Annotated in this window: 19 protein-coding genes; 8 read left to right on the top strand and 11 right to left on the bottom strand. The window is 70.3% G+C overall.

The window, feature by feature from the left end; all coding sequences use genetic code 11:
- Positions 1 to 58 precede the first annotated feature (58 nt).
- Positions 59 to 2,647, bottom strand: coding sequence for an aminopeptidase N (gene pepN / locus BFF76_RS03915; RefSeq protein WP_053928605.1), 2,589 nt, complete (start codon positions 2,645 to 2,647; stop codon positions 59 to 61).
- A gap of 135 nt (positions 2,648 to 2,782) precedes the next feature.
- On the opposite strand from pepN, the gene BFF76_RS03910 reads away from it, so the two are divergent.
- The gene (locus BFF76_RS03910) at positions 2,783 to 3,433 is read left to right on the top strand and encodes a mycothiol-dependent nitroreductase Rv2466c family protein (RefSeq protein ID WP_031092005.1); all 651 of its coding nucleotides are present in this window, start codon (positions 2,783 to 2,785) and stop codon (positions 3,431 to 3,433) included.
- Positions 3,434 to 3,494: 61 nt separating this feature from the next.
- On the opposite strand, the gene BFF76_RS03905 is transcribed toward BFF76_RS03910, so the two are convergent.
- The 3 genes from BFF76_RS03905 to BFF76_RS03895 form a co-directional block, all read right to left on the bottom strand.
- Positions 3,495 to 3,767 carry a DUF3253 domain-containing protein gene (locus BFF76_RS03905; RefSeq protein ID WP_031092003.1) on the bottom strand — a complete coding sequence of 91 codons (273 nt, stop codon included), beginning with the start codon at positions 3,765 to 3,767 and terminating at the stop codon, positions 3,495 to 3,497.
- A 234-nt stretch (positions 3,768 to 4,001) separates the two neighbouring features.
- Positions 4,002 to 4,643, bottom strand: a complete 642-nt coding sequence (locus tag BFF76_RS03900; protein WP_053928604.1) for a superoxide dismutase — start codon at positions 4,641 to 4,643, stop codon at positions 4,002 to 4,004.
- 97 nt (positions 4,644 to 4,740) lie between these two features.
- Entirely contained in the window at positions 4,741 to 5,802 is a 1,062-nt protein-coding gene (locus BFF76_RS03895; RefSeq protein ID WP_053928603.1) for a glycerophosphodiester phosphodiesterase family protein, read from the bottom strand.
- A gap of 127 nt (positions 5,803 to 5,929) precedes the next feature.
- Here BFF76_RS03895 and BFF76_RS03890 point away from each other — a divergent pair, with 127 nt between their 5' ends.
- Positions 5,930 to 6,394 carry a GNAT family N-acetyltransferase gene (locus tag BFF76_RS03890; RefSeq protein ID WP_031091999.1) on the top strand — a complete coding sequence of 155 codons (465 nt, stop codon included), beginning with the start codon at positions 5,930 to 5,932 and terminating at the stop codon, positions 6,392 to 6,394.
- Here BFF76_RS03890 and BFF76_RS03885 read toward each other — a convergent pair.
- From BFF76_RS03885 to BFF76_RS03875, 3 genes are all read right to left on the bottom strand, one after another.
- On the bottom strand, positions 6,382 to 7,029 hold the full coding sequence (locus BFF76_RS03885; protein WP_031091996.1) for a CatB-related O-acetyltransferase: 648 nt from the start codon (positions 7,027 to 7,029) through the stop codon (positions 6,382 to 6,384). The two genes, BFF76_RS03890 and BFF76_RS03885, sit on opposite strands and share 13 nt — an antisense overlap.
- Before the next feature lie 35 nt (positions 7,030 to 7,064).
- A complete protein-coding gene (locus BFF76_RS03880) occupies positions 7,065 to 8,480 on the bottom strand; it encodes an amino acid permease (RefSeq protein ID WP_031091993.1) in 1,416 nt (471 codons plus the stop codon).
- A 119-nt stretch (positions 8,481 to 8,599) separates the two neighbouring features.
- Positions 8,600 to 9,997, bottom strand: a complete 1,398-nt coding sequence (locus tag BFF76_RS03875; RefSeq protein ID WP_065847167.1) for an amino acid permease — start codon at positions 9,995 to 9,997, stop codon at positions 8,600 to 8,602.
- Positions 9,998 to 10,254: 257 nt separating this feature from the next.
- Between BFF76_RS03875 and BFF76_RS03870 the strand changes: the two genes are divergently transcribed.
- Complete coding sequence (locus BFF76_RS03870; protein ID WP_053928601.1) at positions 10,255 to 10,848, top strand: biotin transporter BioY; 594 nt, start codon at positions 10,255 to 10,257, stop codon at positions 10,846 to 10,848.
- 186 nt (positions 10,849 to 11,034) lie between these two features.
- Here the strand turns inward: BFF76_RS03870 and BFF76_RS03865 are convergent, their stop codons facing one another.
- Positions 11,035 to 12,480: an amino acid permease gene (locus BFF76_RS03865; protein ID WP_031091988.1), complete on the bottom strand. Its 1,446-nt coding sequence runs from the start codon at positions 12,478 to 12,480 to the stop codon at positions 11,035 to 11,037.
- 249 nt (positions 12,481 to 12,729) lie between these two features.
- Between BFF76_RS03865 and BFF76_RS03860 the strand changes: the two genes are divergently transcribed.
- Positions 12,730 to 13,218 carry a ribose-5-phosphate isomerase gene (locus tag BFF76_RS03860; RefSeq protein ID WP_031091986.1) on the top strand — a complete coding sequence of 163 codons (489 nt, stop codon included), beginning with the start codon at positions 12,730 to 12,732 and terminating at the stop codon, positions 13,216 to 13,218.
- A gap of 73 nt (positions 13,219 to 13,291) precedes the next feature.
- Positions 13,292 to 14,113 carry an Fpg/Nei family DNA glycosylase gene (locus tag BFF76_RS03855; protein WP_031091983.1) on the top strand — a complete coding sequence of 274 codons (822 nt, stop codon included), beginning with the start codon at positions 13,292 to 13,294 and terminating at the stop codon, positions 14,111 to 14,113.
- Positions 14,114 to 14,134: 21 nt separating this feature from the next.
- On the opposite strand, the gene BFF76_RS03850 is transcribed toward BFF76_RS03855, so the two are convergent.
- The gene (locus BFF76_RS03850; protein WP_065847165.1) at positions 14,135 to 15,367 is read right to left on the bottom strand and encodes a GNAT family N-acetyltransferase; all 1,233 of its coding nucleotides are present in this window, start codon (positions 15,365 to 15,367) and stop codon (positions 14,135 to 14,137) included.
- A 104-nt stretch (positions 15,368 to 15,471) separates the two neighbouring features.
- On the opposite strand from BFF76_RS03850, the gene BFF76_RS03845 reads away from it, so the two are divergent.
- Positions 15,472 to 16,617 (top strand): PP2C family protein-serine/threonine phosphatase, encoded by a 1,146-nt coding sequence (locus tag BFF76_RS03845; RefSeq protein WP_031091979.1) that lies wholly within the window; start codon positions 15,472 to 15,474, stop codon positions 16,615 to 16,617.
- A gap of 186 nt (positions 16,618 to 16,803) precedes the next feature.
- Here the strand turns inward: BFF76_RS03845 and BFF76_RS03840 are convergent, their stop codons facing one another.
- Positions 16,804 to 17,982 (bottom strand): cation:proton antiporter, encoded by a 1,179-nt coding sequence (locus tag BFF76_RS03840; protein ID WP_053928599.1) that lies wholly within the window; start codon positions 17,980 to 17,982, stop codon positions 16,804 to 16,806.
- A gap of 151 nt (positions 17,983 to 18,133) precedes the next feature.
- On the opposite strand from BFF76_RS03840, the gene BFF76_RS03835 reads away from it, so the two are divergent.
- Positions 18,134 to 18,634 (top strand): HD domain-containing protein, encoded by a 501-nt coding sequence (locus tag BFF76_RS03835; RefSeq protein ID WP_053928598.1) that lies wholly within the window; start codon positions 18,134 to 18,136, stop codon positions 18,632 to 18,634.
- Positions 18,635 to 18,682: 48 nt separating this feature from the next.
- Here BFF76_RS03835 and BFF76_RS03830 read toward each other — a convergent pair whose 3' ends face one another.
- Positions 18,683 to 19,846: an acyltransferase family protein gene (locus BFF76_RS03830; RefSeq protein WP_167359466.1), complete on the bottom strand. Its 1,164-nt coding sequence runs from the start codon at positions 19,844 to 19,846 to the stop codon at positions 18,683 to 18,685.
- 491 nt (positions 19,847 to 20,337) lie between these two features.
- Here BFF76_RS03830 and BFF76_RS03825 point away from each other — a divergent pair, with 491 nt between their 5' ends.
- Positions 20,338 to 20,532: a hypothetical protein gene (locus BFF76_RS03825; RefSeq protein WP_031091973.1), complete on the top strand. Its 195-nt coding sequence runs from the start codon at positions 20,338 to 20,340 to the stop codon at positions 20,530 to 20,532.
- The last annotated feature ends 145 nt before the right edge of the window (positions 20,533 to 20,677 follow it).

The raw sequence follows: 20,677 nt of genomic DNA, 5'->3' as shown, positions 1-20,677 counted from the left end.
GTTCCGGGGCATGCGCGGCGCGCGCCCCGCACCTGCGTGCGGGGCGCGCGCCGGGTGATCAGGCTCCCGCGTCGCGGGCCTGACCCCGCAGTGCCCGCGCCAGATCGTCCCGCGCCTCCAGGACCAGCCGCCGGAGCGCCGGTGCCGCGTCCGGGTGCGAGGTCAGCCACGCGTCCGTCGCGCTCAGGGTCGCGGGGTCGTCCTGCAGCTCGGGGAACAGCCCCTTGACCACGTCCATGCCGATCTGGATGGAACGCTCGGCCCACACCCGCTCGATCGCCTCGAAGTACGAGGCCGTGTACGGGGCGAGCAGCTCCCGCTGCGAGGGCTGCCCGAAGCCGTCGATCGTCGCCTCGACGAGCGCGTTGGACAGCTTGTCCGACTCCACGACCGTCGCCCACGCCTGTGCCTTGACCGCCGCCGAGGGGCGTGCGGCCAGGCACCGCACGTGGTGCCGCTTGCCGGACGCCGTGTCGTCCCTGGCGAGTTCGTCGTCCACGGCCGCCTCACCGGCCTTGCCGTGCGCGACCAGCGGGGAGAGGAACGCCCATCGCAGCTCCTGGTCGACGTCCAGCCCGTCGATCACGGCCGAACCGTCGAGCAGTCCGCCCAGCAGCTGGAAGTCCGCGTCCGACGCGGCGACCGCGGCGAAGAACCGGGCCCACGTCAGCTGGTGCTGGCTGCCCGGCTCGGCGCGTCGCAGCTCCGCCAGCGCGCCCTCGGCCAGCGCCCGGCCGCCCTCCTCCCGCCAGGCGGGCGCGGCGTAGTGCGTCAGCGCCGACCGGGCCCAGGCGTGCAGCATCTGCAGGACGCCGATGTCCGACTCCCCGCCGGCGAACGACAGCACCAGGGACACGAAGTCCCGCGCCGGCAGAGCTGCGTCCCGCGTCAGGTTCCACAGCGCGGACCAGCACAACGCCCGCGCCAGCGGGTCGGTGATGTCACCGAGGTGCTCGCGAAGGGTGGCCAGGGACACCTCGTCGAAGCGGACCTTGCAGTAGGTGAGGTCGTCGTCGTTGACCAGGACCAGATCGGGCTTCTCGGCCCCGGCCAGCTCCGCGACCACGGTCCGCGCGCCCGCGACATCCGTCTCGGCGCGGGCGTACCGCACCAGCCCGCCCTCCGGGGCGAGCCGGTACAGGCCCACCGCGACCCTGTGCGGCCGCAGCTCCGGGTGGGAGGCGGCGGCCTCCTGGGTCACGGCGAGCTCCGCGATCCGGCCCTCCCCGTCGTACATCACGACCGGGGTCAGGACGTTGACCCCCGCCGTCTGCAGCCATGCGCGCGACCAGGCCGTCATGTCGCGCCCGGACGTCTCGGCCAGCACCGAGAGAAGGTCTCCCAGCTGCGTGTTGCCGTAGGCGTGCTGCTTGAAGTAGCGGCGCGCGCCCTCCAGGAACGCGTCCCGTCCCACGTACGCCACGAGCTGCTTGAGCACCGAGGCGCCCTTGGCGTACGTGATGCCGTCGAAGTTCAGCTTGGCGTCCTCCAGGTCACGGATGTCGGCCGTGATCGGGTGGGTGGACGGCAGCTGGTCGGCGCGGTAGGCCCATGCCTTGCGGTTGTTGGCGAAGGTGATCCAGCCGTTGGTGAAGCGGGTCGCCTCCACCATCGAGAACGTCCCCATGAAGTCGGCGAAGGACTCCTTCAGCCACAGGTCGTCCCACCACTGCATGGTGACCAGGTCGCCGAACCACATGTGTGCCATCTCGTGCAGGATGACGTTGGCGCGGCGCTCGTAGGAGGCCGAGGTGACCTTGCCGCGGTAGATGTACTCCTCGCGGAAGGTGACGAGCCCCGGGTTCTCCATCGCGCCGAGGTTGTACTCGGGCACGAACGCCTGGTCGTACTTCCCGAAGGGGTACGGGTAGTCGAAGTTGTCGTGGAAGAAGTCCAGGCCCTGCTTGGTGATCAGGAAGACGTCGTCCGCGTCGAAGTGGCGCGCGAGCCCCTTGCGGCACATCGCGCCGAGCGGGATCTCCAGCTTCGTGCCGTCGTCGAACGTACGGGTGTAGCGGTCGCTCACGTAGTGGTACGGGCCCGCGACGACCACCGTGATGTACGTGGAGATCGGCAGGGTCTCCGCGAACCGGTGGACCTCGCCCTCCTGGGACTCCTCCGCGCCGTTGCTCCAGACCCGCCATCCGTCCGGCGCCGTCACCTCGAAGCGGTAGGGCGCCTTCAGGTCGGGCTGCTCGAAGTTGGCGTAGACGCGCCGGGCGTCGGCCGGTTCGTACTGCGTGTAGAGGTAGACCTCGCCGTCCTCCGGGTCGACGAAACGGTGCATGCCCTCGCCGGTCCGGCTGTAGGCGCACTGTGCGTCGACCACGAGGACGTTGTCGCCGCCGGCGAGGTCGTCCAGCGCGATCCGTGTACCGTCGAAGACGACCGCGGGGTCCAGGTCCTTGCCGTTCAGCGTCACGGCGCTCACGGACGGGGCCACCAGATCGGCGAAGGACGAGGCCCCGGCCCGGGCCGCGCGGAAGCGGATCGTGGTCTGCGAGCGGAAGGTGCGCGGACCGGCCTCGTCGCCCCCGTCGGGCTCACCGACCGCGGAACGCAGGTCGAGGGCGACCTCGTAACCGTCGACGGTCAGCAGCTCGGCCCTCTGGCGGGCCTCGTCGCGGGACAGGTTTTCACCAGGCACGGAACACTCCTTCGTGTCTCATTCGAACAACTTTGATACTCGCATGCGGCCGTCGGCGCCCACACACGGGAATGGCGGGCGCGCCCCACGGTGTTCTGACGCCCAGGAGCAGAGACCGACCTCATGAGGAGAGACATGCCCGAGAACAGCACGGCCGGCGTCAAGATCCCGGCCGACTTCTGGTTCGACCCGCTCTGTCCCTGGGCCTGGATGACCTCCCGCTGGATGCTGGAGGTGGAGAAGGTCCGCGACGTGGAGGTCCGCTGGCACGTGATGAGCCTGGCAGTCCTCAACGAGCCCCGGCTCGACGAGCTGCCCGAGGAGTACCAGGACATGATGCGCACCCAGGCGTGGGCGCCGGTGCGTGTCGTCGTCGCCGCCCGGGAGAAGCACGGGGACGAGATCGTCGGCCCGCTGTACACGGCCATGGGGACCCGCTTCCACAACAAGGGAGAGGGCCCGACCCGCGAGGCGATCGCAGGCGCGCTGGCGGACGTCGGCCTGCCGGCCGACCTGCTGGAGTACGCCGACTCCGACGCCTACGACAAGGAGCTGCGCGCCTCCCACCAGGAGGGCATCGACAAGGTCGGCCAGGACGTCGGCACCCCGGTCATCGCCGTGCCCGGCGCCGACGGTGGCCAGATCGCCTTCTTCGGCCCGGTGGTCACCCCCGCCCCCAAGGGCGAGGAGGCCGCGAAGCTCTGGGACGGCACGCTGCTGGTCGCCTCGGTCCCCGGCTTCTACGAGATCAAGCGGACCCGCACGCAGGGCCCGGTCTTCGACTGACCGGCCCGGCTGGTGCGGGCTTTCGGGAACCAGCTCCGCACCGGGTGCGCCGGCGGGCGTGTCAGCCGGCCCGGCGGATGCGGATCGGACCGCGGGCCTCGGCGGGTTCGACGACGTGGCCGCCCTGGGTGATCTCCACCTCGCCGGCCGTGACCAGCCGCCGGGCCGCGCTGCGGGCGGGTTCCATGAGCGCCCGCCAGCCGTCGTCGTCCCCTTCGTAGACCGCCCGCGCGGCATCGGAGGGGCAGATCGTCGCGGTCGGCCCACGCTGCTCCAGCAGCTCGACAATGGCTCGCTCCAAGCGACGTTCCGTCTGCCGTTCGATGTCCGTCACCCCGCAAGTCTCGCACCGGCGGCGACGGGAACGCAGGACATGGGCCACCGCGGCGATATCCCGCCCCCGGCGGGCCCCGGGGCATGGGCGGCCACCTGCAGCGGTCCCGGCGGCGGGCGCGTCCGCCCATGGGAGAGCCCCCGCGAGTCATGTCCTCGCGGGGGCTCTCCGTTCATCCGCCTGCCCGGTGAAGGCTGAGAAGACGATCACGAGGCAGGACGCCCGGGGCTCCCGTCAGGGCGCGAGCAGCAGCACGTCCGCGCGCTCCTTGGCGGCGGCGTAGCGCTTCGCCACGTCCTGCCAGTTGACGACGCGCCACATCGCCTCGATGAAGTCCACCTTCTGGTTCTTGTACTGCAGGTAGAAAGCGTGCTCCCAGGCGTCGAAGACCAGGACCGGGACCGAGCCCTGCCCGACGTTGCCCTGGTGGTCGTAGACCTGCTCGACGATCAGCCTGCCGCTGACCGGTTCGTAGGCGAGGACGCCCCAGCCGGAACCCTGCGTGGTCGCCGCGGCCTTCGTCAGCTGGGACTTGAAGCCGGCGTACGAACCGAAGGACTCCGCGATCGCGTCCGCCAGCTCGCCCACACCGTCCGCGGCGAGAGGCTCGCCGCCGCCGTCGCCGGTCATGTTGTGCCAGTAGACCGAGTGCAGGATGTGGCCGGAAAGATGAAAGGCGAGGTTCTTCTGGAGGCCGTTGACCGCGCCCCAGGCCCCTTTGTCGCGGGCCTCTTCCAGCTGCTCCAGGGTGTCGTTCGCGCCCTTGACGTACGCCGCGTGGTGCTTGTCGTGGTGGAGCTCGACGATCTGCGGGCTGATGACCGGTTCGAGCGCCGCGTAGTCGTACGGGAGTTCCGGAAGCGTGTACGTGGCCATGGGATCGAACCCTCCAACTGCTACCTGGTTGTTATTGCAAGCAATGCGCAATTGCAGGCTAGCAGGAGGAGGGGCCGGAGGTGATCAGTCGTTGGTCCTACGACCGGTGGCTGTCGCGTGCGATCGCGGCCAGGTCGGGGAAGTCCGTCACGACGGCGTCCACGCCCCGGCCGAAGTGGAAGGCGTATTCGGCGAACGCGTCACCGAAGTCGTTCGGCGCGGTGCCCTTGCGGTACTCGGCCGGGAGGAACTGGTTCTCGGCGCGGAAGGTGTACGCACCGACCTTCAGCCCGGCCGCGTGCGCGTCGTCCAGCAGGGTCAGCGGAGGCATGAGTGACGATTTGTCCGGGCCTATCCACCCGGCGTACGAGGCGATCTCGCGCAGCCCCGCAGGCGTCATCATCTCCTTGTACGTCACCGGGTGGCCGTACGGACCGCCGCTCGTCCCCAGCGCCTGCCACAGCGGGAGGCCGAGGCGCGCCGCCGACACCTCACGGAGGCTGGACGGATCGAAGGACTGGACGACGCAGTCGCGTGCGGTCAGCCGGTTGCGGCGGACGAGCCTGATGAGTTCCGGCTCCAGGGGCAGGCCGGCGGAGCGGAAGTATGCCGGGTGCTTCGTCTCCGGGAAGACCGTGATCCTGCGGCCGTGCTCCTTCGAGAGAGAGCGGGCCAGGTCGATCACCTCCTGGAAGGTCATGATCTGCTCGCGGCCGTCGAAGACCGTGTTGCGGTTGCGGACCAGGGGGAGCCGCTCCACCGCGCGCAGGGTCTTCAGCTCGGCGAGGGTGAAGTCCTCGGTGAACCAGCCGGTGACGGCACGGCCGTCCACCGTCTTCGTCGTGCGACGGCCGGCGAACTCCGGGTGTCCGGCCACATCCGTGGTGCCGGAGATCTCGTTCTCGTGGCGCACCACCAGGACGTGGTCCTTCGTCGGGACCAGGTCGGGCTCGATCCAGTCGGCCCCCGCGCGCACCGCGAAGGTGTAGGCGGAGGCGGTGTGTTCGGGCCGCCACCCGGCGGCGCCCCGGTGGCCGATGACGACCGGCCCCCTCGCGCCGCCGTACGGTTCGGAGGCGACGGCCGGTACCGCCGAGGCGGCGGAGACGGCCGCCGCGGCCAGCAGGATCGAGCGGCGTCGCGGGCGTGGGAAGGACATGCGGTCTCCTCGGTAGGCGCGGGGCAACCACCGAAGCCCCACGGGTTCACGTCAGGGTCCGAGGCAACCTTGGCACCTCCCGTACGGCCATGGGTACGGTTCTCGGCAGGCGACGGAGGAGGGACATGTGAAGCTACGACCGGGGCGGCCCCACGAGGCCGCCGCGCTGACCGCGCTGGCCCTGCGGTCCAAGGCCCACTGGGGTTACGACGCCGCGTTCCTGGCCGCCTGCCGTGACGAACTGACGGTCCGGGCGGGCGACATGGAGGACGGGCGCACGGTGGTCGCGGAGGAGGACGGCGGTCTCCTGGGCTTCGCCGCCCTGTCCGGGGAGCCGCCCGAGGGCGCACTCGGCATGATGTTCGTCGAGCCGGACGCCATCGGCAGGGGCGTGGGGCGGCTCCTGTTCGAGCACGCCGTGGGACAGGCCCGCCGCCTCGGCTTCGCGGCGCTCACGATCGACGCCGACCCGAACGCCGAGCCGTTCTACACGGCGATGGGCGCGGTCCGGATCGGCGCCACCCCGTCGGGCTCCATCCCCGGGCGCGAACTTCCGCTGCTCAGAATCGAGTTCGGCGCTCAGCCCGGCTGAGGCGCGGCCGCCTCCAGGTCGTCGACCGAGCCGGACATGAGGGTGCGGACGTGCTCGGTGATGTGCTCGGCCGGCCAGTCCCACCAGGCGACGGCCAGGAGCCGGGCGATGTCCGCGTCGTCGTAGCGGGTGCGGAGCAGCTTCGCGGGGTTGCCGCCGACGATGCCGTAGTCCGGCACGTCGGACGTGACGACGGAACCGGCGGCGATGATCGCGCCGTTCCCGATCCGCACGCCCGGCATCACCGTCACCCGGTAGCCGAACCACACGTCGTGGCCGACCACGGTGTCGCCCCGGCCGGGCAGCCCGGTCAGCAGGTCGAAGTGGTCGGCCCAGGAGCCGCCCATGGTGGGGAAGGGAAACGTGGAGGGGCCGTCCATGCGGTGGTTGGCGCCGTTCATGATGAACCGCACCCCGGTGCCCAGCGCGCAGAAACGGCCGATGACGAGCTTCTCGGGGCCGTAGTGGTACAGCACGTTGCGGGTCTCGAACGCCGTCGCGTCATCGGGGTCGTCGTAGTACGAGTACGCGCCGACCTCGATGAGCGGGGACGTGACGAGCGGCTGGAGCTGTACCACCCGCGGCTGTCCGGGCATCGGGTGCAGCACGGCCGGATCTGCGGGGAGGGGATTCATGGGGGCACCCTCGCAGAGGACCGTGCCTCATGCACTCAGTTTTCGGCCGGCGTGCCGCGCTCCGCCCGCTTCTGCCGCACCAGGCCGATCACGATCAGCAGCGTGGTCAGCACCCCGGTCGCCAGCAGCTGGTCCCGCGTGTCGGGCTGCCGCAGCATCAGGACGAAGATGCCGACCATGGCCGCCAGCGCCACGATCGTCAGGACCGGGAAGAGCCACATCCGTACGACGAGCCGCTCCGGGGCCTCCCGCTCCGTCCGCCTGCGCAGGATCAGCTGGGAGACGGCGATGAAGATCCAGACGACCAGGATCACCGCGCCGATCATGTTGAGGAGCCACGGGAAGACGTCGTCGGGGCGCCAGTAGCTGAGCAGCACGCACAGGAAGCCGAAGACCGACGAGGCGAGCACCGCGTTGCGCGGGACGCCCGAGGAGATCCTGCCGAGCACCTTCGGGCCCTGGCCGCGGGCGACGAGGGAGAAGGCCATCCGTGAGGAGCCGTAGATGTTGGCGTTCATCGCGGAGAGCAGGGCGACCAGGATGACCACGTTCATGATCTCCGCCGCACCGCTGATGCCGAGGTGGTCGAGCATCGCGTAGAACGGTCCCACCTCGGCGACCTGGGGGTCGTCCCACGGCACAAGGGTCACGATGACCGCCATCGAGCCGATGTAGAAGACGGCGATGCGCCACATCGCCGTACGCACCGCCTTGGCGACGCCCTGCACGGGGTTCTCGGACTCGGCCGCCGCGATGGTGACGGTCTCCAGACCGCCGTACGCGAAGACGGACGCGAGCAGGCCGACGATCAGACCTTCGGAGCCGTTCGGCATGAAGCCGCCGTCCCCGGTGAGGTTCGAGGTACCGGGGGAGTCGGTGCCGGGCAGCACGCCGAGGATCGCGAGGAGGCCCAGCACCAGGAAGAGCGTGATCGCGATGACTTTGAGCGCGGCGAACCAGAACTCGAACTCGCCGAAGTTCTTCACGGCGGCGAGATTCGTGCCGAGGAAGATCACCATGAACAGGGCCACCCAGGCCCACTCCGGCGTACCGGGCAGCCAGCCCGTGACGATCTGCGCGGCGCCGATGCCCTCCAGCCCGACGGCGACACAGAGCAGCACCCAGAACGACCACCCGGCGGTGAAGCCGGCCCACGGCCCGATCGCACGTTCCGCGTGGACGGAGAAGGAGCCGGACGCGGGATTGGCCGCCGACATCTCGCCGAGCATCCGCATCACGAACATGACCAGCAGTCCGGAGATGCCGTACGCGACGACGATCGAGGGACCGGCCGCGGCGATGCCCGCACCGGAGCCCACGAACAGCCCGGCCCCGATCACACCTCCCAGGGCGATCATCGAGAGGTGGCGCTGCTTGAGTCCGTGGGTGAGCGCGGAGTCGGCGGCGGGGGCGGCGGCGTCCGTGGGGGGCGGCGCGGAGGTCCGGGACATGGACAGGCTCTGTTCACTGGTCGGGCGGGGGGACGGCCCACAGTCTGGCTACGGGCCCCGCCCACGGGGAACAGCTGTCCGCTATACGGTCACCAGGCTCACACAAGGTGCTCACCCGCCTACGGCCGCGCGCGCAGCTCCCGTACGACCGCGACGAGGAGCACGAGTCCGGTGGCGCCCGCCGACCACAGCACCTGCGGACGTGCCGCGTCATCGGTGAGCATGAGGAGCAGGACGGCCAGCAGACCGGCCAGGGTCGCCCAGGTCAGATAGGGGAAGCACCACATCCGCAGGCCCAGCGCGCCCGGAGCCTCCCGCTCCAGCCGGCGTCGCAGCCGCAGCTGCGAGGCGGCGATCAGGCCCCAGACGAACAGCAGGACCGCGCCGACCGAGTTGAGCATGTAGAGGAACACGGTGTCGGGCCAGCGGAGATTGAGCAGTACCGAGACGAAGCCGAAGGCGACCGAGGCCAGCACCGCCCGGCGGGGCACCCCGCCCCCGCCGCCCTGTGCGCCCGACACCTTGAGCAGCCCCCGCGGCGCCTCGCCGCGTTCGGCCAGCGAGAAGACCATCCGGGAGGAGCCGTACAGGTTGGCGTTGAGCGCCGACAGCAGCGCCACGAACACCACGATGTTCATGATCTGCCCGGCCGACGGCACCCCGATCGAGTCCAGCACCTTCACGTACGGGCTGAGGCCGGCCTGCTGCGCGGTCCACGGCAGCACGGTCACGATCACCAGCATCGAGCCGACGTAGAAGAAGAGGATGCGCACCACCGCGCTGCGCACCGCACGCCCCACGGCACGGGCCGGATCGTCGGTCTCGGCCGCCGCGATCGTCACGACCTCGAGCCCGCCGAAGGCGAACACCACGGTGAGGACTCCGGAGACCACGCCGTCCCAGCCGTGCGGCAGGAAACCGCCCTGCCCGACGAGGTTCGTCAGCCCCACCGGACCGGTGTCGGGGAGGATGCCGAACACGGCCAGCAGACCCAGTGCCAGGAAGACCACGATCGCGGCCACCTTCAGCGCGGCGAACCAGAACTCGAACTCGCCGAAGTTCTTCACGGCCGTCAGGTTGGTCACGGTGAACACCACCATGAACAGCAGCACCCAGAGCCACTGGTCCACCGCGGGCACCCAGGCGTGGGCGATCTGCGCGGCGGCCGTAGCCTCCACGGCGAGCACCACGACCAGCAGGAACCAGTAGAGCCAGCCCACGCTGAAGCCGGCCCAGCGGCCCAGCGCGCGCTCCGCGTGGACGGAGAAGGACCCGGACGCGGGCATGGCCGCCGACATCTCGCCGAGCATCCGCATCACGAGCATCGCGAGCGTGCCCGCGATCAGATACGAGACGACGACGGCGGGCCCGGCGACCGCGATGCCGGCGCCCGACCCGACGAAGAGACCGGCACCGATCACCCCGCCGAGGCCGAGCATCGTCAGATGGCGCTGCTTCAGACCGTGGGCCAGGGGCTCGGACGGAACGGGTGAGTGCGTGGGGGGCACGTCGTGCATGAGCTGCGGTCACTCTCGGATCATTTATGGGGAACCTACAGTCTCACGGTGCGACGCCCCTCTCCGAATGGAGGGCCGGGTGCACCCCGGCCTCAGTGACCAGCATCACGTCGGTGAGTGATTGCGCAATGCTCTTTGTGTGAACCCGACTAACCCCTCAACCAGCGCTTTGTGGGCGGCTGATGGTGATCGGGCGATATTCCGTCGGCTAACGTCAGCCTCAGTCCGTCCCTGCCTACCTCACCCGCGGAGTCCCGATGAGCACTGCTGCCGCCCCCGTCCGTTCCGGAGCGGTCCTCGCCGACCTGCTGCCCGCAGCCCGGCACCGCTACGCCGTGGACACGGCGCTGGTCGTCGGTGGCGCCGCGCTCACCGGCATCGCGGCCCAGATCGCCGTGCCCGTCCCCGGCTCCCCGGTCCCCGTGACCGGCCAGACCTTCGCCGCGCTGCTCATCGGCACCGCGCTCGGCGCCCGCCGCGGCTTCCTCTCCCTCGCCCTGTACGCGCTCGTCGGCATGGCCGGCATGCCCTGGTTCTCCGGGGGCACCTCCGGCCCGGGCGGTGCGTCGTTCGGCTACGTCCTCGGCATGCTGCTCGCCGCCACCGTCGTCGGCGGCCTGGCCCGCCGGGGCGGCGACCGCTCCGTCCTGCGCACCGCGGGCACGATGGCGGTCGGCTCCCTCATCATCTACGCGGTCGGCGTGCCGTACCTGGCGCTCTCCACCGGCATGTCGATGAGCGCCGCCGTCGCGGCCGGCCTGGTGCCGTTCCTGATCGGCGACGCCCTCAAGGCCGCGCTGGCCATGGGCGCGCTGCCCGCCTCCTGGAAGCTCGTCGGGCGTCGCGGCTGACGCCGCAGGTACCACCGAAGAGGCTCGCCGGATGGTGTGACGAACACCGGACCGGCGGGCCTCTCGCGTTCGGTGGGCCCCGTGGTGGCCCGGTCATGCAGGAAGGCTCTCCCCCCACCCGCGGTCGCGGGCGGGGGGAGAGCCTTCCTGGTGGACCTGACATCGGCCGTCAGGCACGCGCAGCGGTCACTCGGCGGGCGCCGCCGCCTCCGCCTTCCGGCTGCGGGCGTCGCGCACCAGAGAGATCCCCACGACCAGGGCGGCCACCAGCAGCGAGAGCAGCACCTGCTCGCGCCCGGCGTCGTCGGTCAGCATGTAGACGAGGACGAAGGAGATCATCGCGATCGTCGCCCACGTCAGGTACGGGAAGAGCCACATCCGTACGACGAGCTTCTCGGGCGACTCGCGCAGGATGATGCCGCGCATCCTGAGCTGGGTGAAGCAGATCACCAGCCAGACGAACAGGGCGACCGCGCCGGAGGAGTTCAGCAGGAACGCGAACACCGTGTCGGGCCACTGGTAGTTGAAGAACACGGCGACGAAGCCGAACACGACGGACGAGAGGATCGCCACCTGCGGCACGCCGCGCTTGTTCACCTTGGTGAACACCTTGGGGGCGTCACCGCGCTGTCCCAGCGAGAAGGCCATGCGCGAGGCCGTGTAGAGGCCGGAGTTGAGGCAGGACAGCACGGCCGTCAGCACGATGACGTCCATGACCTGGCCGGCGTGCGGGATACCGATGACGTTCAGCGCGGCGACGTACGAGCCGTCCTTGACGATCGACGGGTCGTTCCACGGCAGCAGGGTCAGGACGACGAAGATCGAGCCCAGGTAGAAGATGGCGATACGCCAGATCACGCTGTTGGTGGCCTTGGAGACGGCACGCTGCGGGTCCTCGGACTCACCGGCCGCCAGGGTCACGATCTCGCTGCCCATGAAGGAGAAGACGACCATCAGCACACCCGTGAGGATGGCCCCCGGCCCTTCGGGGAAGAACCCGCCGGTGTCCGTGAGGTGGGCGAGGCCCGACCCCGCGTTGTCCGAACCCGGCAGGATGCCGAACACGGCGAGCAGCCCGACGACGACGAAAGCGCCGATCGCCACGACCTTGATCCCGGCGAACCAGAACTCGAACTCGCCGTAGGAACCGACGGAGACCAGGTTGGTCGCCGTGAGGACCACCATGACGATCAGGGCCCACGCCCACTGCGGTACGCCGGGGACCCAGCCCTCCAGGATCTTGGCACCCGCCGTGGCCTCGACGGCGAGCACCACGACCCAGAAGAACCAGTACAGCCAGCCGATGGAGAAGCCGGCCCAGCGGCCCAGGGCCTGGTCGGCGTAGGCGGAGAAGGAACCGGAGCTCGGCCGGGCTACGGCCATCTCGCCGAGCATCCGCATGACGAAGACGACCATCAGGCCGACCAGCGCGTACGACAGGAGAATGGCCGGTCCCGCAGCGGCGATGCCGGCGCCGGAGCCGACGAAGAGGCCCGCCCCGATCACGCCACCGATGGCGATCATCGAGAGATGACGGTTCTTGAGACCGGCCTGGAGCCCGTCCGGGGAGTCCGGCTTACCCGGCTCGCCGGGCTGTCGGCCCGGTCCGGCCAGAGTCGTCTGCGACGTCATGGATCGAATCCTCACGTTTTCTGATCACGCGTGTCGGTGTTGCCTCGGCGGGGGTGGTGCGAAGGCAAGGCCACGCATTCAAGCCCGATCGGCACAGAAAACGGAACCCCTTCATCCGGTTCCTTGACCCGATCGTTGCCCGAGTGGCTTTGCACACAGACGCCGGACCTGAACCGGAGCTCGGCAGAGCCCGGTGGGTCCCGACCCCGCTGACGGTTACCCCGCCCCGTCCGTGCCACACTTCGCACCATGCGCGTGTACCTCGGCTCCGACCATGCCGGCTTCGAACTGAAGAACCACCTCGTCGAGTGGCTCACGGCCCACGGCCACGAGGCCGTCGACTGCGGTCCCCACATCTACGACGCCCAGGACGACTACCCGCCGTTCTGCCTCCGCGCCGCCGAGCGGACAGCCGCCGACAAGGAGGCCCTCGGCATCGTCATCGGCGGCTCCGGCAACGGCGAGCAGATCGCCGCGAACAAGGTCAAGGGCGTCCGTGCCGCGCTCGCCTGGAGCGAGCAGACCGCCGCGCTCGGCCGTGAGCACAACGACGCCAACGTGGTCGCCATCGGCGGCCGGATGCACACGGTGGAGGAGTCCACGAAGTTCGTCGAGATCTTCCTGGCCACCCCGTACTCGGGTGAGGAGCGCCACACCCGCCGCATCGAGATGCTCTCGGCCTACGAGAACACCGGCGAGCTCCCCCCGGTCCCGGCCCACCACCCGCAGCAGGGCTGAACCGCCCGCACCCGCCTCCCTTGTGCCGCCGGGCCACACCCGGCGGCACAAGCGCGTTACCAGGAGACACGCCGTGCCCGAGGGGCATACGATCCACCGCCTCGCCGCCGACCACCACGAGCGGTTCACCGGACGCCCTGTGCGGGTGAGCAGTCCCCAGGGCAAGTTCTCCGACAGCGCGGCACTGCTGGACGGCCGCCTCTTCACCGGGGTCGACGCCCACGGGAAACACCTCTTCCTGGGCTTCGAGGGATCGGTCTGGGTCCACATCCACCTCGGCCTCTTCGGCAAGCTCGGCTTCGGTACGGCCCCGGCGCCGCCGCCCACCGACACGGTCCGGCTGCGCCTCCTCAATGACGCCCATCACGCGGACCTGCGCGGCCCCACCACCTGCGCCCTGATCACGGGCCCCGAGAAGCGCGCGATACACGACAGGCTGGGCCCGGACCCGCTGCGCGCCGGCGAGGACGGCGAGCGGGCCTGGCAGCGGATCTCCCGCAGCCGCGTCACGGTAGCCGCCCTGCTGATGGACCAGAAGGTCGTCGCGGGCGTCGGCAACGTCTACCGCGCGGAGGTCCTCTTCCGGCACGGCATCGACCCGTACCGCCCGGGCAGGGACCTCGCACGGGGTGAGTGGGACGCGCTCTGGGCCGACCTCGCCGAGCTGATGCGTGAGGGCGTCCGGAACAACCGCATCGACACCGTCCGCCCCGAGCACCTGCCGGAGGCCATGGGCCGCCCTCCGCGGGTCGACGACCACGGCGGCGAGGTGTACGTCTACCGCCGGGCCAGGCAGGGCTGCCACATCTGCGGCACCGAGGTCCGCACGGCGGACCTGGCGGCCCGCAACCTCTTCTGGTGCCCGTCCTGCCAGCCGTCCACGGCGGGTCGTTAGGCAGGCCGGGGAACGCCCGGATCAGAAACCGTGCGGGCACCACGGCTGTGTGTCCGAGGAGAACGCCAGCGAGGCCCCGGCCAGCGCGCCCTCACGCAGCTCGCGCACCATCCCGGCCGCCGCCAGCGTCGTCAGCGACACCCCGCCCAGATAGGCGGCGCCCAACTCGTTCACGGAAAGGGCCAGTTCGGGTTCGTCATCCGTCCGCCGACAGATGGCCGCGCCCTTCGCGTCGGCGGTCAGCCGCCAACGCCCGGCGTTCCACGGGCAGAAGGTGTCCTCCACCTCCATCACCACGTCGACCGGGGCCCGGTAGGCACGGGCGCCCAGCGCCGCGCCCAGCTCGACCAGCCGCACGTACAGCCCGTCCCGCACCCGCACCTCGCAGCGCCGGACGTCCGAGACCAGCCGGAGCACCGCGTCGTCCACCGGCCGGTTGCCGCACTCGACCACCGAGGTCAGGTCGATGCCGAACAGGAAGCGCCACAGCGCCGCGTACGACGCGGGGTCCAGCGCCGCCAGGTCACGCACCGCGACCGTACCCCTGGGTACGGCGCCCTCCCAGGCGGGCCGCAGGTGGAACGTGACGTACCCCGTGACCTCGCCGTCCCGCTCGGCGAGGACGCACTGGAGCGGCGAGCCGCCGTCCCGGGCGCTCTCCGGGTCGTTCACCGGCACCCGCTCCCAGCCCGGCTGCCGGACCGGAGTGCCGGGCCGGAGCGGGGCGAGACGTGCGTACACGGCCTCGCAGGCACCGAGCGCCTCCCCGGGGGACGACCGGCGTACCCGCACCCCGTCCGTGCCGGGGGGCAGCGCGAGGCGCACCTGGGAGGTGTCGATCCGCAGCTTCGTCTCCGCCGATGCCGCGCCGTAGCCGAACCGGCCGTAGATGCCGGGCTCCGACGCCATCAGCACCGCGAGCGGTTCACCCCACGAGCGGACGTCGTCCAGTTGGCGCCGCATCATGGACGTCAGCAGCCCCTGCCTGCGGTGCGTCGAGGCGACGCTCACCATCGAGATCCCCGCTGCCGGCACCGGGGCCCCGCCGGGGACGGTCAGCCGGAAGCTGTGCGCCCCGGCCGTCCCCACGCATTCGGCACCGTCCCAGTGCCCCAGCGCCCGTCGCGGCTCGGAGAGCGCGGCGTACATCTCCCGGGTCTCCGGGGAGATGGGCACGCCTCCGAACGCCAACTCGACACAGCTGAGCCAGGAGTCCCATTCCGGGGCGGACAACACCCGCAGATCCGTGTTCATGAGCCCTGCTTATCAGGGCCCCGCCACCCGGGCGACCCACTTTCGAACACATTGTCACCGGGTCCCCCTGCACCGGAGGCCGTCGGGTGGATAAGGTCCCGACAATGGCCCGACGCGCAGGAGCAGACACCTACACCGCCCGGTGGCGAAGATCGGCGCACCGGGCGCGCATCGCGCTGCGCAGGTCCGGCGTCGACTACTTCCGCGGCGACGGCTCCGACTGGATAGCCCTGGCCGGTCTGCTGATCGTCATTCCGGTCATCACCTGCACCACACTGATCAACCCGGTCTGGTCCTCACCGGCCGCCCTGGCGCTGCCGATCGTCGCGGGCGGTCTGCTGCTGAGGCCGGCCAGCCTGCTGAGTCTGTACGCGACCGCCGCCGCCGCCCTGATCGTGGAGTCGATCGCCCTCGGCCCCTATGCGGACGGGCCTGCCCGGGTCACACCGGGCACCGTCCTGGTCGTCGCGGCCTGCGGCTTCTTCGGACTGGTCCTCGCCCAGTTCCGGGCCAGGGTCGGGGTGCCGTGGCGACGCGGCGGCACGATGCTCTTCGACCTGCGCGAGCGGATCCGGGTCCAGAGCGCCCTGCCCCGGCTGCCCGAGGGCTGGCACCGCGAGATGGCCCTGCGCCCGGCGGGCGGCCAGTCCTTCTCCGGAGACTTCGTCGTCGCCGCCCGCACCAACGGCGGACGCACCCTGGAAGTCGTACTCACCGACGTCTCCGGCAAGGGCATGGACGCGGGTTCCCGTGCCCTGCTGCTGTCCGGCGCCTTCGGCGGACTCCTGGGTTCCCTGCCGCCGCACGGCTTCCTGCCCGCGGCCAACGGCTATCTGCTGCGCCAGGACTGGGACGAGGGCTTCGCCACCTCGATCCATCTCGTCCTGGACCTGGACTCCGGCGACTACGAACTCCTCTCGGCCGGCCACCCTCCGGCACTCCAGTTGCACGCGGGCAGCGGCCGGTGGGAGGAGATGGCGGCCGAGGGCCCGCTGCTCGGGGTGTACGACGGAGCGGAGTTCGATGCGGTGAAGGGCTCGCTGGCGCCCGGGGACGTCCTGATGCTCTTCACCGACGGTCTGGTCGAGGCGTCCGACCGGGACATGGCCGAGGGCATCGACCGGCTGACCGGTGAGGCCGACCGCTACGTCGCGACGGGCTTCGAGGGTGCGGCCTGGCATCTGATCGAGGCCTGCGCGAAGGACGTCAACGACGACCGCGCACTGCTGCTGTTGTCCCGTCACGCCTGAACCGTACGAAATCACCTGAAAGGGTACGAGTGTCAATCAGGGCACCCGGTCGCCACCCGAACGAGGAAACGGCTCCACGGTGCGACACCCCGGCGCCGCATCCGGGGTGCGACACCCGGTGCGGCATCACGGACGCGTCATCCCGGGTGCGCGGTACGACGCCCCCGCACCCGGGTCGTCCGCGCCTCAGACCGGTACCGCCTCTTTCTCCGTCTCGGGGTCCCGCGTACGCCCGCCCGGCAGGATCCGCGCGAGCCAGTGCGAGCGGCCGGCCGCCAGCGGTGAGAGGACCGCGAGCAGGAGCACGTACCCGGCGATGAACGGCGAGAGCCGCTCGTCCAGACCCGCTCCCGCCGCCATCGTGGCGAGGATCAGCGCGAACTCGCCGCGCGCGAGCAGGGTGGTGGAGACGTTCGCCGTGGCCTTCGGGCCGAAGGCGTAGATCCTGGCCGTGGCCATCCCGGCGAACACGTTCATCAGGACGGTCACCGCGACGGCCGCCAGCACCGGCCACAGCACGCTCGGCAGGTCGCCGGGGTCGATGGACAGTCCGAAGGCGAAGAAGAAGATCGCGCCGAACGCGTCCCGCAGGGGATGCACCAGCTTCAGGATGCGGGGGCCGGACGTGGTGCTTCCCAGCATCAGGCCGACCATGAACGCGCCGATCGCGTCGGCGACCCCGAACCACTCCGAGACCCCGGCCACGAAGACGGCGACGCCGAGGAAGGAGATGACGAGCAGCTCGTCGTCCTTGGTGTTCATCAGCTTGCCGATGAGCTTCGTGCCGAACCGGGCAGCCAGGGCGAGCAGCAGCAGGAAGCCGAAGGCCTTGCCGCCGTCGAGCACCGCTGCCCCGAGGCTGTCCGCCCCGGACAGGATCGGCTGGAGCGCGGCCAGGTAGAGGGCGAGGAAGACGTCCTCGACGACGATGATGCCGAGGATCGGCCGTGTCTCCGGGTTGCCGATCCGGCCGAGGTCGACCAGGACCTTCGTGACGATGGCCGACGACGAGATGCCGAGCACCCCCGCGAGCACCAGCGCTTCCGAGGTGCCCCAGCCGAGCGCGAAGCCGAAGCCGAGACCCGCGCCGACGTTCAGGGCGAGATAGGTGCCGCCGGCGAGCGCCATCTTGCGCCCGCCCGTCTTCAGGTCGTCCAGATGGAATTCGAGGCCGAGGTAGAAGAGCAGCAGTACGAGACCGAGTGCGGAGAGCATCTCGAGGTCATGCGGATCGTCGAGGAGGACGACCCCGGGGGTGTACGGGCCGAGAAGGATCCCGGCGAGGATGAACAGGGGGATGGTCGGCAGTCCGATGCGGCCGCCGACGCGGGCGAGGACGGCCGCGGCGAGGAACGCGCCCCCCATGGCGATGAGCGTGTCTGCGTGTCCGATGAGCCTGTCTCCTTCTGTAGGTCAAGAGCGCGTCAAGGAATCGTCAGTAATTAGTTTACCGAACGATTCGGGTCGCACACGTGAACCCTTCGAAGTGCGACGGTCCCCGGCGTACAGTCGGCCCATGCCGAACCCGTATCTGACCTTGTCCCAGGTGGAGGCGATCGCCCGCGAGGCCCATCGCGAACAGACCGACAAGGCGGGGCGCCCGTACGCCGAGCATCTGGCCGCGGTTGCCGAGGGCGTACGGATCCGGGGCGGCGGCGAGGAGCAGATGGCCGCCGCCTGGCTGCACGACGCGGTCGAGGACGGCGCCCTGTCGCGGCAGTGGCTGGAGGAGGCCGCGCTGCCCCGGCGGGTAAAGGAAATGGTCCTCGCCGTCACCAAGCGGGACGGCGAGGACCTCTTCGCGTACACCGGGCGGATTCTCGCCACGCCCGGCGCGCTGCTGATCAAGGAGTCGGATCTGGCGCACAACGCGGACCCGGACCGGCTCGCGGTCCTGGAACCGGCGACGCGTACCCGGCTGACTGAGAAATATGCGCAGGTGCGGGGCCTGTTGGGGCTCGACGGGGGTGCGGGGCCCGTCGAACGGCGGGATCAAGCCAACCCTGTCACGGGCTGACCCGCGGCCGGGACCGGCCCCGGGGGAAAGGGGCCGATCCGGACAGGCTCAGCGCTTGACGGCGTTCCGACGGAACGCCCAGTTCATGTCCGGCTCGGTGGCGAAGCGCAGCACGCGCCGGACCGGTGGTGTGCACAGCAGGGTCACGGCGGCGGCCGCGACGACGGAGACGACGACCAGCCCCACGGGTCCCGAGAGCCACTTGTAGTGGTCGAACACGTCGTAGTAGTCGGCGCCCTTCACCAGGAAGCCGTGCAGCAGGTAGCCGCAGATCGTCCCGGCGCCGAGCACGGTGAACCACATGTGGCGGCGCGGCACCCAGGCGAGGAACGCGACCGTGAGAAGCAGCGCGCAGCCGAACATCGCCAGAGTCATCACGGCGCCGGACCACCAGGGGGCGTCCATCTCCTGGGCGCTGTTGCTGCGGTAGAACCAGCCGAGACGCATACGCGGCTCGAGCCAGTAGGCGAAGACCAGGGCCCCGGCGATCAGCGGAAGGGAAAGCAGCCGCACCTCGCGCCGCCTGACCAGCTGGAAGTGCTCGGGCTTCATCAGCAGGCCGAGCACGAAGAACGGCAGCAGCTGGCAGACACGCTGAAGGTCCAGGTCGTTGCCGATGCCCGGCGTCACCGAGGCGAGCACGGCGATGGCGAGCGCGACGGGCAGCGGGTGGCGCAGGGACTGCCAGATGGGTGTGGTGACGCGCCAGATGAACAGGGCGATCAGGAACCAGGTGAGGAAGAACGGGTCGAGCAGGGTGATGGGGAAGTCCTCCGCACCACCGATGAACCGCTTGAAGAGCGAGTACGCCGTCTCGAAGAGCACATAGGGCACCACCACGCTGGTGACGAGGCGCTTCACCTTCGGCGAGCTCATGTCGAAGGACCGGGAGAAATAGCCGGAGACGAGGATGAACGCCGGCATGTGGAACGTGTACACGACCATGTACAGCGCTCGCGCCGTGCGACTGCCGTCCATCACCGGTTCCCACGCGTGCGCCACGGCGACGAGCACGATGGCGAGGTACTTCACGTTGTCGAAGTAAGCGTCGCGACGCTTCGCCGGCGCGGGCGCGCCGGTACGGCCCGAGGCGGCCTCGGCGGCCGGCGGGCGGACCTGCGGGGCCGTCAGGGTCTGCTGGTGTCTCGGCTCCGACTCCCGGCTCTCCGGGGTGATCGGGGCCCGCTGAATTTCGCTCGGAGCTTTGGACATCTCATGCACCTTAGACCCGTCAATCGGTATGCGTAAAACCCACAAGAGGTAACGCGTCTTCCCGGTCATTCGAAAGTAAAACCACCGACAACTGACCGTTACATGATGATTCATACCGCTTAAATGGGGCATATCGGCGGCCGATTGAAGGGGCGTGAATTTCGTCGCACCAACTCCTGCCGTATCGCTGTGGACGAACTGTGGGGATATGGAAACGATCACGGCGGCCCATATTCGAACTACCCCGCGCACAGCGGGCGCACAGCTTCCCCGCGCGGCCCCGCGCTTCCCCCGCGGGGCTGTGTGCGCGGCGGGTCGCGCCCGGGCGCACGCGGGGCGCGAGGATGGCGCGATCCGGCCGCCCTTCTCCGTACCTCTCCATCACCCGGCAGCAGGCACAGGGCAGTTGGTGGCACGATGGACGCGACGGAGGTGTGCCGGCCGCATGCCACCGGGCCGGCAAGGCGGACCGACCAAGGGTGTGATCAGTCGTGGCCATTTCACTGTCTGTGGTGCTGATGCTGGGGATCGTCCTGGTGGTGCTGATCCGCGGCGGATCCCTCAAGGGCGGGCCGGCGGTCGTCGCCGTGCTCTTCGGCTTCTTCCTGGCATCGACCGGCATGGCGCCGTCGATCAACAGATTCATGAACTCGATAGCTGACACGATCAACCAGATCAGCTTCTGAGGCCGCACCTGCGAGCCCGGCCCGGCAGGCTGACCGCCGGCCGGGCCCTCGGCGTGGAGCGCGGGCCGACACGGCCGTCCGGCCGGAGGTGACCGCCCCCGGTGCGCGGGCGTGCGATGCTCCCGGCAAACGGAACTCCACGTAC

It is taken from the genome of Streptomyces mutomycini (genome assembly GCF_001700505.1).
Classification (GTDB): Bacteria; Actinomycetota; Actinomycetes; order Streptomycetales; family Streptomycetaceae; genus Streptomyces; species Streptomyces mutomycini.
This window is presented reverse-complemented; position numbering and strand designations above follow the sequence as displayed.

What these genes read in the sequence shown, in the direction of transcription:
- BFF76_RS03910 (WP_031092005.1), top strand. Translation starts at nt 2,783, where the DNA reads ATGCCCGAGAACAGCACGGCCGGCGTCAAGATCCCGGCCGACTTCTGG.
- BFF76_RS03900 (WP_053928604.1), bottom strand. Translation starts at nt 4,643, where the DNA reads ATGGCCACGTACACGCTTCCGGAACTCCCGTACGACTACGCGGCGCTC.
- BFF76_RS03895 (WP_053928603.1), bottom strand. Translation starts at nt 5,802, where the DNA reads ATGTCCTTCCCACGCCCGCGACGCCGCTCGATCCTGCTGGCCGCGGCG.
- BFF76_RS03885 (WP_031091996.1), bottom strand. Translation starts at nt 7,029, where the DNA reads ATGAATCCCCTCCCCGCAGATCCGGCCGTGCTGCACCCGATGCCCGGA.
- BFF76_RS03880 (WP_031091993.1), bottom strand. Translation starts at nt 8,480, where the DNA reads ATGTCCCGGACCTCCGCGCCGCCCCCCACGGACGCCGCCGCCCCCGCC.
- BFF76_RS03875 (WP_065847167.1), bottom strand. Translation starts at nt 9,997, where the DNA reads ATGCACGACGTGCCCCCCACGCACTCACCCGTTCCGTCCGAGCCCCTG.
- BFF76_RS03870 (WP_053928601.1), top strand. Translation starts at nt 10,255, where the DNA reads ATGAGCACTGCTGCCGCCCCCGTCCGTTCCGGAGCGGTCCTCGCCGAC.
- BFF76_RS03865 (WP_031091988.1), bottom strand. Translation starts at nt 12,480, where the DNA reads ATGACGTCGCAGACGACTCTGGCCGGACCGGGCCGACAGCCCGGCGAG.
- BFF76_RS03860 (WP_031091986.1), top strand. Translation starts at nt 12,730, where the DNA reads ATGCGCGTGTACCTCGGCTCCGACCATGCCGGCTTCGAACTGAAGAAC.
- BFF76_RS03850 (WP_065847165.1), bottom strand. Translation starts at nt 15,367, where the DNA reads ATGAACACGGATCTGCGGGTGTTGTCCGCCCCGGAATGGGACTCCTGG.
- BFF76_RS03845 (WP_031091979.1), top strand. Translation starts at nt 15,472, where the DNA reads ATGGCCCGACGCGCAGGAGCAGACACCTACACCGCCCGGTGGCGAAGA.
- BFF76_RS03840 (WP_053928599.1), bottom strand. Translation starts at nt 17,982, where the DNA reads ATGGGGGGCGCGTTCCTCGCCGCGGCCGTCCTCGCCCGCGTCGGCGGC.
- BFF76_RS03835 (WP_053928598.1), top strand. Translation starts at nt 18,134, where the DNA reads ATGCCGAACCCGTATCTGACCTTGTCCCAGGTGGAGGCGATCGCCCGC.
- BFF76_RS03830 (WP_167359466.1), bottom strand. Translation starts at nt 19,846, where the DNA reads ATGTCCAAAGCTCCGAGCGAAATTCAGCGGGCCCCGATCACCCCGGAG.